Consider the following 12,915-nt stretch of genomic DNA (forward strand, 5'->3'; position numbering starts at 1 on the left):
GCAACACACCGTGCAAGCCACCACCAAAATCATCCTCGACCTGGACACAGGCATCGACGACGCCCTCGCCCTCGCCTACGCCCTGGGCTCCCCAGAGCTGGAACTCATCGGTGTGACCGCCACCTACGGCAACGTGCTCGTGGACACCGGAGTGCGCAATGACCTCGCCCTCTTGGAGCTCTTCGGTGCCAGCGAAGTCCCCGTGTTCGCCGGCGAACCCCATGCGCTGGCAAAGGACAACTTTGAGGTGCTGGAAATCTCCGAGTTCATCCACGGCCGCAATGGCATCGGGGAGGTCGAGGTACCAGACGCGCAGCGCGCGGTGGAAGCGCAATCCGCGGTGGATTTCCTCATCGAATCTGTGCGCACTTACGGCGACGAACTGATCATCGTGCCCACCGGCGCTATGACCAACATCGCCGCCGCCATGCAGCGCAGCCCGGAGTTCGCGCAACATGCGCGGATCGTGTTCATGGGCGGCGCGCTCACTGTCCCCGGCAACGTGTCCCCTTGGGCAGAGGCGAACATCAACCAAGACCCCGAGGCCGCGGACTTCATGGTGCGAAACGGAGCCGACGTCACCATGATTGGCCTCGACGTCACCCTGCAAACACTGCTCACCACCGCGGAGACCCAACAGTGGCGCGCCTTGGGAACCAAAGCGGGCGAATTTCTTGCGGATGCCACCGACTACTACATTCGCGCATATGAGACCACCGCGCCGCACCTCGGCGGATGCGGTTTGCATGATCCACTGGCCGTCGGCGTGGCAGTGGACCCCACCCTGGTGAGCCTGCTGCCGATGCACCTCAAGGTGGACACCGAGGGCGCAACTCGCGGGCGCACCATTGGTAACGAGGAAAAGATCGGCGCGCCCAACCCCAACGCCCGCGTGGCGGTGGCAGTGGATACGCAGCGCTTCCTTACAGAGTTTATGGATCGCGTGGGCCGAGTGGCCCGTGGGTTTGATGCGCAAGCATAAGGCGTGCTAGGGTTCTTGAGGTTTCTTGTTCACTGTGGTTCGCAGCAGTGTGAAACCGCTGGCTCACGCCGGCCCCAAAATACCATGCGGACTGAAATACTATAAGGGAGAATCCCCAATGGCATTGAACGCCGAGCAGAAGAAGGCCATCCTCGCTGAGTACGGCCTGCACGAGACGGACACCGGCTCCCCAGAGGCACAGGTTGCGCTTCTCACGAACCGCATCAACAGCCTCACCGAGCACCTGAAGTTCCACAAGCACGATCACCACTCTCGTCGTGGTCTGCTGCTGCTGGTTGGTCGCCGTCGTGGCCTGCTGAAGTACCTGGCGGATAACAATGTGGATCGCTACCGTGACCTCATTGCACGCCTTGGTCTGCGCCGCTAATCGCCGCAGATCCGCGTCAAAACAACCTCCCAAAGCTTTGTTTTCTCAGCTACGGGAGGTTTTTTCATGCTAGGATCACCCCTTGGAGCCAAATGGCGCCGATTTTGCACATGAGCGAACGCAAAAGCAACACCGATGATTGCTTGATCGCCGCCCCGTACAGCAAGCTCACGTTTCTCAAGGCTGCAGGAGTAGTTTTTGTGAGCTGTTTGCTCCCAAGGTGGGAGACGCTGGGGCAAGAGGAATTAGAGGAGAACACCAGCCTTGAGTAATGAACACCGCAGGTCCAGCCGGAGTAGCCGATCTGCGAAGAAGAACACGCCAGCAGGATTCCGCCCAAAGAACTCCTTTGAGGCTTTCGTGGATGAAGAATTTGGGATCACCGAGGCCACCGCAACCATTGACAACGGTGACTTTGGTACCCGCACCATTCGTTTTGAAACCGGCCAGTTGGCCCGCCAAGCCGGCGGTAGCGTGACCACCTACCTGGATGATGACACCATGCTGCTGGCCACCACCACCGCCTCCAACCAACCACGCGAGGGCTTTGACTTCTTCCCGCTGACCGTGGACGTGGAAGAACGCATGTACGCAGCGGGCCGTATCCCAGGCTCTTTCTTCCGCCGTGAGGGCCGCCCCTCCACCGAGGCCATCCTGGCCTGCCGCCTCATCGACCGCCCGCTGCGCCCTACCTTTGTGAAGGGCCTGCGCAACGAGGTGCAGGTGGTAGTGACCGTACTGTCCATGGACCCAAAGGATATGTACGACGTTGTTGCCATCAACGGTGCGTCGGCAGCGACCCAGCTTTCTGGTTTGCCCGTGTCCGGCCCCGTCGGCGGCGTGCGCGTTGCCCTCATCGCCGATGACGCCCACCCAGAAGGCCAGTGGGTTGCATTCCCCACCCACGAACAGCATGAGCAAGCCCTGTTCGAGCTGGTTGTTGCCGGGCGGATCGTGAGCAAGCAGGTTGGCAACAAAACCGTGGAAGACGTTGCCATCATGATGGTTGAAGCCGGCGCAACCGAGTCCGTAGTGGAGCGCATCGCTTCCGGCGCGCCCGCACCAACCGAGTCCGTGGTCGCCGCAGGCCTCGAAGCTGCGAAGCCATACATCGAGGTGCTCTGCCGCGCCCAGCTCGAGCTGGCCAAGCTCGCGGCAAAGGAAACCCAGGAGTTCCCCCTGTTCCCGCCATACACCGACAAGGTGTACGCAGCCGTGGAAAAGAAGGCCTCCAAGAAGCTCGGCGAGCTGCTCACCATCCCCGCCAAACAGGAGCGTGACGACGCCACCAACTCCTACATGGAACAAGTGGAAGCCGATCTCCTGGAAAAGGTGGGCCACGACGACGAGGCCACAGCCGCCAAGGAAATCCGTGCCGCATACAACGCGGTGATGAAAAAGCTCGTGCGCCACATGATCCTCACCGAGGGATTCCGTATTGATGGTCGCACCACCACCGCAGTCCGCGACCTCTCGGTAGAGGTGGAGCTTATCCCACGTGCGCACGGCTCATCGCTGTTCGAGCGCGGCGAGACTCAAATCCTTGGCGTGACCACACTGGACATGCTGAAGATGGAGCAGCAGATTGACTCGCTCACCCCTGCGACCTCCAAGCGCTACATCCACCACTACAACTTCCCTCCGTACTCCACTGGTGAGACCGGTCGAGTGGGTTCCCCGAAGCGCCGCGAAATCGGCCACGGCGCCCTCGCTGAGCGCGCCCTGATCCCGGTGATCCCCCCGCGCGAGGAGTTCCCGTACACCATCCGCCAGGTGAGCGAGGCCCTGGGCTCCAATGGTTCCACCTCCATGGGTTCCGTGTGCGCCTCCACGCTTTCGCTCTACAACGCCGGCGTGCCTCTGAAGGCGCCGGTGGCTGGCATCGCCATGGGCTTGGTCTCTGACGATGTTGATGGCGAAACCCGCTACGTAGCACTCACCGACATCTTGGGCGCCGAGGATGCCTTCGGCGACATGGACTTTAAGGTCGCCGGCACCGCGGACTTCATCACCGCTTTGCAGTTGGACACCAAGCTGGACGGCATTCCCTCCGAGGTGCTCGCCCAGGCGTTGGAGCAGGCGCGTGACGCCCGCCTGTACATCCTGGACACGATGGCGGACGTGATTGACGGCCCTGACGAGATGAGCGATCACGCACCGCGCATCACCTCGATCACCGTTCCTGTTTCCAAGATCGGCGAGGTCATTGGCCCCAAGGGCAAGACCATCAACCAGATCACCGAGGAAACCGGCGCGGACATCTCCATTGAGGAAGACGGCACCGTCTACGTCTCCGCCATGGGCGGCAGCGCAGCCGAGGCCGCGATTGAGAAGATCAACGCAATCGCGAACCCGCAGCTTCCTAAGGTAGGCGAGCGCTTCCTGGGCACCGTGGTGAAGACCACCGCCTTTGGCGCCTTCGTCTCCCTGGTGCCAGGCCGCGACGGCCTGATTCACATCTCCAAGCTCGGCGGCGGCAAGCGCGTGGAGAAGGTTGAAGATGTGATCAACGTTGGCGACAAGGTTGAGGTGGAAATCCAGGACATCGACAACCGCGGCAAGATCTCTCTTGCTCCCGTGGAGGAGTAAGAGAGACTGCTTAGGCTAGCACCGCCAGGGCTGCAGTGATTTGCGCCCTGGTTGCGGTGAGGCATGTTGGTTCAATGGCGGGCGCGTATTTGGGTGAGTGATTACCTGGAAACGGCCCGCCTTGAGCGAATTCCTCGGGGTCAACTGACCCCACGAACGCGTACACATACGGCGCACCTAAGGCATCCGGGATAATGGAGAAGTCCTCGCTTGCTTGCCCCGCCGGCGCCTCAATAAAGTGCTGCCCAAACTCTTTTTCAAAGTGCGGGCTGATCGCATCCACCAGCTCTGCATTGTTGCTGGTGAGGGGGAATTGGTCGTAAAACTCAAAGGTTGGGGGCTTCGGGCTCTGAGAAATCTCGCATTCGTGGCGCACCACGCTCTGCACCGCCTCCATCACTTTTTCGCGAACGGCGTTGTCATAGTGGCGCAGGTTTACCAACAGCTCGGCGTGATCCGGGATGACGTTGGACTTGGTGCCGGCGTTCAACGCTCCAACAGTAACCACGGAAAAGTCCTGTGGGGCCACGGTGCGCGAGACAATGGTTTGCAGGCGCATCACGATCGACGCCGCCAACACCACCGGGTCCACCGCCAGTTGCGGGGTGGAAGCGTGCGAGCCTGAGCCGAACACCTTAATGCGGATCGAGTCCGCGGCAGACATCGTCGGGCCCTTCTTTATTGCCACGGTGTCAGCCGGGCCCGGCCCAATGTGCAGCGCAAACGCCGCATCGGGCGTCGGGATCACGCCTTCCAGACCGGCGTCGACGAGCGCCTGCGCACCTTGCGCAGTCTCTTCACCCGGCTGGAACAAGGCAATGTATGTGCCGTGCCAGGCGTCGCGGTGTTCGTTGAGGGCGCGCAGGGCGCCGAGCAGGGCGGTGGTGTGCATGTCATGGCCGCAGGCGTGCATTACGCCCTCGGTCAGGGAGGAGTATTCCAGCCCCGTGTCTTCGGTGACCGGCAGAGCATCAAAGTCTGCCCGGGCGAGCATGGTGCGGCCTTCGCCGTTTTCCAGGACGGCCGCCACTCCAACACTGCCGATCATGGTTGCTTCAAGGCCCATGGCCTCTATTTCCTGCCGGATTTTCCCCAGTGTTCGCTGTTCTTGCATGGACAGCTCGGGGTGGCGGTGCAGGTCCTTATAGAGTTCGTGCTGCCAGTCGCTGAGCTCACGCAGTGTTTCCGCAAAGATCATTGTTGATTCCTCCTGTGGTGAATTTCTAGGTACGCATTCGATCATGCACCCAATACGTGTAGGTTAGGGGTGTTGCAATCAAGTTCACAGGAAGGTGACAGCAAATTGGCTATCAAGGTTGGCGTGCTCGGCGCTTCAGGCAAGGTGGGAACTGAGATCGTGGCTGCCGTCAAGGCGGCTGAGGACCTGGAGTTCGTAGCGGGTGTGTCTGAAGGGGAGTCCCTGGAGAAGCTCACCGAGGCCGGTGTGGAAGTGGTGGTGGACTTCACCACCCCGAACGCCGTGATGGACAACCTTGAGTTCGTGCTCTCCCACGGCATCCACGCCGTTGTTGGCACCACCGGCTTCACCCAGGAGCGCCTCGAGCAGGTCAAACAGTGGGCTACTCAGGGCAACGCCAACGTGCTCATCGCCCCGAACTTTGCCATCTCCGCGGTGCTCACCATGCACTTTGCCAAGCTCGCGGCGCGTTTCTTCGATTCCGCTGAGGTAGTGGAGTACCACCACCCCAACAAGCTGGACGCACCTTCCGGAACCGCCGTGCACACCGCGGAAGGGATCGCCGCGGCGCGTCGGCAAGCGGGCTTGGGGCAGGTTCCCGACGCCACCGAGCAGTCCCTTGAGGGCGCGCGGGGAGCGGACGTGGATGGCGTGCGGGTGCATGCAGTGCGCATGACCGGCATGGTTGCCCATGAGGAAGTGATTTTCGGTGCCCAGGGGCAGTCGCTCACCATCCGCCAAGACTCCTACGACCGCACCTCCTTCGTCCCTGGCGTCCTCCTCGGCGTCCGCGAAATCGCAGCTCACAAGGGCCTCACCGTGGGCCTCGAGCACTTCCTGGATATCTAAGATGGCAACGCAAGCGCAGCTCGACGTCCAGCTCATTGCGATCAGCCAATTCCACCCACCGCAGGATTTGGGCTGGACAACCGACGGCCAACCCACCGAACAACTCATCGAGTTCGCCGGCCGCGCCTGCTACGAAACCTTTGACAAACCCAACCCCAGGACCGCCACCAACGCCGCCTACCTGCGCCACATCCTCGAGGTCGGCCACGTTGCCCTGTTTGAGCACGCCACAGCATCCCTCTATATCCGCGGCCTGTCCAGGTCCGCCACCCACGAACTCATCCGCCACCGCCACTTTTCCTTCTCCCAACTCTCCCAGCGCTACGTGCCGGAGGTGGAGTCGCAAGTGGTGGTGCCGGCGCTGATCGCCCAAGACCCCGAGCTCACCCGCCTGTTCCTCCAAGCCGCCGACGACGCCCGCTTTGCCTACAACGAGCTGCTCGAGGCGCTCGAGGAAAAGCTTGCCGACGAGCCCAACGCCCTGTTGCGCAAAAAGCAGGCCCGGCAGGCGGCGCGCGCAATCCTGCCGAACGCAACGGAATCCCGGATCGTGGTCACCGGCAACTTCCGCACCTGGCGTCACTTCATTGGCATGCGTGCCTCCGAGCACGCCGACGTGGAAATCCGCGCCCTTGCCGTGCGCTGCCTTGAGCTCCTCGCGCAGCACGCCCCGGTGGCCTTTGCCGACTTTGAAGTGTCGACGCTCGGCGATGGCACCACCATGGCAACTTCTCCTTATGTTGCAGGAAACTAGCCCAACATCTAGCCCCGATAACTACGTTTGCCGTTTGATTGGGTAACGTGGTGTGGCATGAGCACAGGTTTGGCATCAACTGTAGGCAAGGAACTCTTCGGTTCCGTTGCCGTGGCAATGGTTACCCCGTTTGACGCCTCCGGCAACTTCGACCCCAAGGCAGCCCAACGGCTCGCCACCCACCTCGTGGACAATGGGATCGACAGCCTGATCGTCTCCGGAACCACCGGCGAATCCCCAACCACCACGGTTGAGGAGAAACTGGAGCTCATCAAGGTAGTCAAGGAAGCAGTGGGGGAGCGTGCCAAAATCATCGCTGGCGCCGGCTCCAACAACACCGTCGCCTCCGTGGCGCTTGCCACCCAATCCGAGCAAGCCGGCGCGGACGGCCTTCTGGTTGTCACGCCGTACTACTCCAAGCCAAGCCAAGAGGGCGTGTTCCGGCATTTCGAGGCAATCGATGCCGCAGTAAACATCCCAATCTGTGCTTACGACATCCCTGGGCGCTCCGGGATTCCCATTGAGGAACCCACCCTGCGTCGGATCGCTGCACTTGCGAATGTGCACGCGGTCAAGGATGCTAAAGGAGATATCGCCGCAGCAACCTGCCTCATCCAAGAAACAGGCCTTGGTTGGTACTCCGGCGATGACCCTCTCAACATCCCATGGCTCGCCGTGGGCGCAACCGGCTTCATCTCAGTGATCGGCCACCTTGCGCCTCGGCAGTTGCGGGAGATGTACGAAAGCTTTGATAGCGGCAACCTAAGCCGCGCTCAAGAAATTAATGCACAACTCGCCCCACTCGTGCGCGCCCAAGCGCGCCTCGGCGCAGTAGTTCTGGCCAAGGCCGGGCTCCGTCTGCAAGGCATCGAGGTTGGCGCACCCCGCCTGCCCGTGTTCGGCCCAAATGACACCGAGCTCGCCCAGCTAGAACAAGATATGAAGAACGCTGGAGTTTTAACATAATATGACCGAATCCCGAAGCCGATCCCGCAGGGCAACCCGTAAGTCAGGCTCCCCAGAAACCGCAGAGAGCCCAACCTTCCAGGCGCCTGAGCAGAAGCAGGAAAACGGCGGACGCAACAACCGCAACCGTGGCCGCGGCCGCCGAAACAACTCCAACAACGGCGCCCGACGCAACGTGGTGAAGTCCATGCAAGGTGCAGACCTCACCGAGCGCCTTCCACTGCCACCGAAGGCACCGAAGAACGGACTGCGCATCACGGCACTCGGCGGCATTTCCGAAATCGGCCGCAACATGACCGTGTTCGAGTACAACAACCGCCTGCTCATCGTGGACTGCGGCGTGCTCTTCCCCTCATCCGGCGAACCCGGCGTGGACCTGATCCTGCCGGACTTCGGCCCAATCGAAGACCGCATCAACCAAGTTGAAGCGCTGGTGGTCACCCACGGCCACGAGGACCACATCGGCGCCATCCCATGGCTGCTCAAACTGCGCCCCGACCTGCCCATCCTGGCCTCCAAGTTCACCCTGGCGCTCATTGCTGCCAAGTGTCGTGAGCACCGTCAGCGCCCCAAGCTGATCGAGGTTAACGAGAAGTCCAACGAAAATCGCGGTCCGTTCAACATCCGCTTCTGGGCCGTGAACCACTCCATCCCAGATTGCCTCGGCGTGGCCATCAAGACCGGCGCCGGCCTGGTTGTGCACACGGGCGACATCAAGCTGGACCAAACGCCAACCGACGGCCGCCCAACCGACCTGCCCGCACTGTCCCGCTTCGGTGACGAAGGCGTGGACCTGTTGCTCTGCGACTCCACCAACGCCACCACCCCCGGCGTTTCTGGTTCGGAAGCTGAAATCGCTCCAACACTCAAGCGGATCGTGGCCGAAGCGAAACAACGCGTCATCCTGGCCTCCTTCGCCTCCAACGTGTACCGCGTACAGGCTGCCGTCGATGCCGCCGTTGCCGCCGGCCGCAAGGTTGCCTTCAACGGCCGCTCCATGATCCGAAACATGGAGATCGCGGAGAAAATGGGCTACTTGAAGGCGCCGCGCGGCACGATCATCAGCATGGACGACGCCGCCAAGCTCGCACCACACAAGGTCCTGCTCATCACCACCGGCACCCAGGGCGAACCCATGGCAGCGCTTTCCCGCATGGCGCGTCGTGAGCACCGCCAAATCACCGTCCGTGCTGGCGACGTCATCATCCTTTCCTCCTCCCTGGTCCCAGGCAACGAGGAAGCGGTGTTCGGCGTCATCAACATGCTCTCCCAGATCGGCGCCACAGTCATCACTGGCCGCGACGCCAAGGTGCACACCTCCGGCCACGGCTACTCCGGCGAGCTGCTGTTCCTCTACAACGCCGCCCGCCCAGTGAACGCCATGCCCGTGCACGGCGAATGGCGTCACCTGCGCGCGAACAAGGAACTCGCCATCTCCACCGGCGTGGACCCAGACCGCGTGGTGCTTGCCCAAAACGGCGTGGTAGTGGACCTCGTGGACGGCCGCGCCCGCGTAGTTGGCCAAATCCCAGTGGGTAACCTCTACGTGGACGGCGTCACCATGGGCGACATCGACACCGAGGTCCTCGAAGAACGCACCTCCCTCGGCGAAGGTGGCCTGATCGCCATCACTGCAGTGATCGACAACCGCACCGGCCGCCTGGTGGAGCGCCCTCGCGTAGAAGCCAAGGGCTTCTCCGAAGACGCCGTAGCCATGATGCCCGAGGTTGCCGAACTCGTGGAAAACACCATGAACGACCTCGCAGCCGAAGGCGAAAACGACCCCTACCGCATGGTCCAACAACTGCGCAGGAAAGTTTCCCGCTACGTCGAACAAACCTGGCGCCGCAAGCCAATGATCATGCCAACCGTATTCCCCGTCACCTCCAACGCCGTAGCCGCCGACGACTCCGAAGTCAACGCACACCGGCCGAGCCTCTAAGGGAATAGACTCGGGGCATGTCATTTGCAAGTTACGAACGCAAGGAGCTTGCCAAGCTCCTGCGTGACGTCGGCCCCGAATACCCAACCCTGTGCGAAGGCTGGACAACCCACGACCTCATCGCACACCTCGTAGTCCGCGAGCAGCGGCCCCTCGCTGCCGCGGGCTTAGTGCTACCGCCACTGCAGCACTACCTCCAACGCACCCAAATCAACACACGAAAACGCGAATACCACCAACTCATTGACTCGTGGGCAAACTTCAAAGGCCGCAGGGTTGCAGACGCTTTGATCAATGGGGCGGAAAACTTTGTTCATCATGAGGACGTCCGGCGGGGGAGGGGAGTCATTGCGCCGCGAACGTTCTCCACCAAGAGGACGTCTGACCTGTTGCAGATTTTGCGGCAGACGGCGCCGATGCAGTTGCGGCGTTCCACCGGCCCGGTGGTGCTTCAACCAATCGGTGGTGGGCAGCGTTTCACCGCCCACTCCACCCCGCGTGTAGCGGCGAAGGGTGCTGAGGTGGCTACCGTGACCGGGGCACCTGGCGAGTTGCTGTTGTGGGTGTTTGGGCGTGATGCTGTGCAGGTTGAGGTGGAGGATCCACAAGGGTTTGTGGTTCGTTCAAGTATCTAGACTTGATCGGTGTTGCGAATGTGATGAATGTGATTTGAGTGGTTAAACTCTTTCACATGGCTTCCCCCACCACCAGACGCAAGACCGAAACAGTCGAACGCACCGGCAGCGCCTACAAAGCTGTTGGAGGCGGTTTGGCGAGCATTTTTGGCGCAACCGCAAAGGGCCTGGGATCCCTGACCCGGAAGGCTGGCGGCCAAGATCAAGATCAGGAAGAACCCAAGGAACACAGCGACACCCTCGCGCTGAGCCTCGTCGCGCTCGCCGTAGTTCTTGGAGCGTCGGTTTGGTTTAACATCGCCGGCCCCGTCGGCGCGTTCATCTCCGATCTTACACACATGGCTATCGGCGCGGGAGCCCTCATCGCACCCATTGCGTTGGTTGCTATTGCCGTTGCCCTCATGCTCGGCCACGTCCCCGCCGTCGACGCTCGCATCCGCGTCTTCGGCGGCACGTTCCTCATTATCGTGTCCATGCTCGGCCTCCTCGACGTCTTCGCCGGGAACCCTACCGCCTGGCCGGAACGAATGACCGCGGGTGGGATCGTCGGCAGTGTTCTTGGTGGATTGCTTGCCAAGGGTTTCAGCGCGTACATTGCGGTGCCCCTGCTGGTGCTGCTCATCATTCTTGGAGCGCAAAAGGTGACTGGAGTGACGGCGCGCGAGTTTGTGGACGCCGTGAAAGCGCTGCGGCCAGAGAGGGAGCTGGAGGAAGAGGACCAGGCAGAGGCAGAAAACGCGGCAGCGGTCGAGTTCGCGGAGGCGGAAAAGCCACGGGAGCGCTCCCGCGCGTTCGAGCGCCGGCCAGTGCCAACGCCACGCGCGCCTCGAAAGGTTGCGCCGCCGTTGCTGGAGGAAGAAGACCTACCAACCACGCTGTTCCAGGAACCAGAACCCGCTCCAACGAAGAAGGCTAAACCGTTGGTGGAAGACACCAACGAATTCCCGGCAATCACAACCCCTCCACCAACAAAGGACGCAGTGGTTGCAGCCACCCAAAGCCTCCAGGCTGCGGTGGAAGAGCGCAAACCAGCGCCTGCGCCCCAACCAACTCAACAGCCACCCGCGGTGGAGGATAAGCTGTTGGAGTCGGGGGATTATGAAGTCCCGAGCACCAACCTGCTGATCCCCGGCCAGGAGTCCAAGAAGCACTCCGCGGCTAATGATCGGATGATCGAGGCCATCACCGCGGTGTTTGAGGAGTTCAAGGTCGATGCCCAGGTGACGGGCTTTTCCCGTGGACCAACGGTGACTCGCTACGAGGTCGAGCTTGGTCCGGGTGTGAAGGTTTCAAAGATTACGAACTTGCAGTCCAACCTTGCCTACGCTGTAGCGACGGATAACGTGCGCCTACTCACGCCGATTCCGGGCAAGTCGGCTGTTGGTATCGAGGTACCCAACGCGGATCGCGAAATGGTGCGCCTGGGTGATGTCCTCAACGCTCCTGAGACCCTGGCTGACCAGGACCCCATGCTTATTGGCCTTGGGAAGGACATTGAGGGCGACTACGTCAGTCACTCCATCCAGAAAATGCCACACCTGTTGGTGGCTGGTTCAACCGGTTCCGGTAAGTCTGCGTTCGTCAACTCGCTGCTGGTTTCTTTGCTCACGCGCGCGACCCCCGAAGACGTGCGACTGATCCTGGTGGACCCCAAGATGGTGGAGCTCACCCCCTACGAGGGAATCCCGCACCTCATCACGCCGATCATTACCCAACCAAAGAAGGCCGCGGCCGCGCTCCAATGGCTCGTTGAGGAGATGGAGCAGCGCTACATGGACATGCAGCAAGCCAGGGTGCGCCACATCAAGGACTTCAACCGGAAAGTGTCCGCTGGAGAAATCCAGGCGCCAGCAGGGTCGCAAAGGGAGTACCGACGCTACCCGTACATCGTGTGCGTTGTGGACGAGCTCGCCGACCTGATGATGACAGCCCCCAAGGAGATTGAGGATTCGATCGTCCGCATCACGCAAAAGGCCCGCGCCGCAGGCATCCACCTAGTGCTCGCTACCCAGCGCCCATCCGTGGACGTGGTCACCGGTTTGATCAAAACCAACGTTCCATCACGCCTCGCGTTTGCCACTTCTTCGCTCACTGACTCTCGCGTCATCCTCGACCAAGCCGGCGCAGAAAAGCTCATTGGTATGGGTGATGGCTTGTTCATTCCGCAGGGCGGCCGCCCGCAGCGCATCCAAGGTGCGTTTGTAACGGATGAAGAAGTGCAAGCGGTGGTGGAGGCCGCCAAGCTCCAAGGAGAGCCCGACTACACCGAGGGCGTGACGGAGGAGAAGGCCTCCGAGTCCAAGCGCGAAATCGATGACGACATTGGATCAGACATGGAGGATCTCCTCCAGGCCGTGGAGTTGGTGGTGAACAGCCAACTCGGCTCCACCTCTATGCTCCAACGAAAGCTGCGCATTGGTTTCGCAAAGGCTGGCCGCCTCATGGACCTCATGGAAACCAGGGGCGTGGTTGGTCCATCTGAGGGCTCGAAGCCACGCGAAGTGTTGGTGAAACCAGAAGAGTTGGACACCACCATCTGGATGATCAAGGGCGCCAACCCAGCGGATGCCCCAAAGGAAGAGGTGTATAACCCAACGAATGCTCCGTTTTAG

At 61.4% G+C, this 12,915-nt stretch carries 10 protein-coding genes and 1 pseudogene; 10 read left to right on the plus strand and 1 reads right to left on the minus strand.

What is annotated here, in order from left to right; genetic code table 11:
• Nucleotides 1-10 precede the first annotated feature (10 nt).
• The 4 genes from NQ018_RS01330 to NQ018_RS01345 all read left to right on the plus strand — a co-directional run bounded on the left by NQ018_RS01330 (nt 11) and on the right by NQ018_RS01345 (nt 3,959).
• A complete protein-coding gene (locus NQ018_RS01330) occupies nt 11-982 on the plus strand; it encodes a nucleoside hydrolase (protein ID WP_257057709.1) in 972 nt (323 codons plus the stop codon).
• A 118-nt stretch (nt 983-1,100) separates the two neighbouring features.
• Nucleotides 1,101-1,370, plus strand: coding sequence for a 30S ribosomal protein S15 (rpsO, locus tag NQ018_RS01335; RefSeq protein ID WP_257037235.1), 270 nt, complete (start codon nt 1,101-1,103; stop codon nt 1,368-1,370).
• Between the two features lie 110 nt (nt 1,371-1,480).
• Nucleotides 1,481-1,642 carry a hypothetical protein gene (locus NQ018_RS01340; RefSeq protein ID WP_257057711.1) on the plus strand — a complete coding sequence of 54 codons (162 nt, stop codon included), beginning with the start codon at nt 1,481-1,483 and terminating at the stop codon, nt 1,640-1,642.
• On the plus strand, nt 1,635-3,959 hold the full coding sequence (locus tag NQ018_RS01345) for a polyribonucleotide nucleotidyltransferase (protein ID WP_257057714.1): 2,325 nt from the start codon (nt 1,635-1,637) through the stop codon (nt 3,957-3,959). Before NQ018_RS01340 ends, NQ018_RS01345 begins: the two co-directional genes overlap by 8 nt.
• 10 nt (nt 3,960-3,969) lie before the next feature.
• Here the strand turns inward: NQ018_RS01345 and NQ018_RS01350 are convergent, their stop codons facing one another.
• Complete coding sequence (locus NQ018_RS01350; RefSeq protein WP_257057717.1) at nt 3,970-5,157, minus strand: amidohydrolase; 1,188 nt, start codon at nt 5,155-5,157, stop codon at nt 3,970-3,972.
• A gap of 105 nt (nt 5,158-5,262) precedes the next feature.
• On the opposite strand from NQ018_RS01350, the gene dapB reads away from it, so the two are divergent.
• The 6 genes and pseudogenes from dapB to NQ018_RS01380 all read left to right on the plus strand — a co-directional run.
• Entirely contained in the window at nt 5,263-6,006 is a 744-nt protein-coding gene (gene dapB, locus NQ018_RS01355; protein ID WP_257057719.1) for a 4-hydroxy-tetrahydrodipicolinate reductase, read from the plus strand.
• 1 nt (nt 6,007) lies between these two features.
• A complete protein-coding gene (gene thyX, locus NQ018_RS01360; RefSeq protein ID WP_257057721.1) occupies nt 6,008-6,760 on the plus strand; it encodes an FAD-dependent thymidylate synthase in 753 nt (250 codons plus the stop codon).
• Between the two features lie 57 nt (nt 6,761-6,817).
• Complete coding sequence (dapA, locus tag NQ018_RS01365; RefSeq protein ID WP_257037230.1) at nt 6,818-7,726, plus strand: 4-hydroxy-tetrahydrodipicolinate synthase; 909 nt, start codon at nt 6,818-6,820, stop codon at nt 7,724-7,726.
• 1 nt (nt 7,727) lies between these two features.
• On the plus strand, nt 7,728-9,668 hold the full coding sequence (locus NQ018_RS01370) for a ribonuclease J (RefSeq protein WP_257037229.1): 1,941 nt from the start codon (nt 7,728-7,730) through the stop codon (nt 9,666-9,668).
• 17 nt (nt 9,669-9,685) lie between these two features.
• Nucleotides 9,686-10,303, plus strand: coding sequence for a TIGR03085 family metal-binding protein (locus NQ018_RS01375; protein ID WP_257057723.1), 618 nt, complete (start codon nt 9,686-9,688; stop codon nt 10,301-10,303).
• Nucleotides 10,304-10,359: 56 nt separating this feature from the next.
• Nucleotides 10,360-12,885, plus strand: a pseudogene (locus NQ018_RS01380) (FtsK/SpoIIIE family DNA translocase); the annotation flags it as partial.
• Nucleotides 12,886-12,915: the final 30 nt, after the last annotated feature.

This window comes from Corynebacterium kozikiae, from assembly GCF_024580965.1.
Classification (GTDB): Bacteria; Actinomycetota; Actinomycetes; order Mycobacteriales; family Mycobacteriaceae; genus Corynebacterium; species Corynebacterium kozikiae.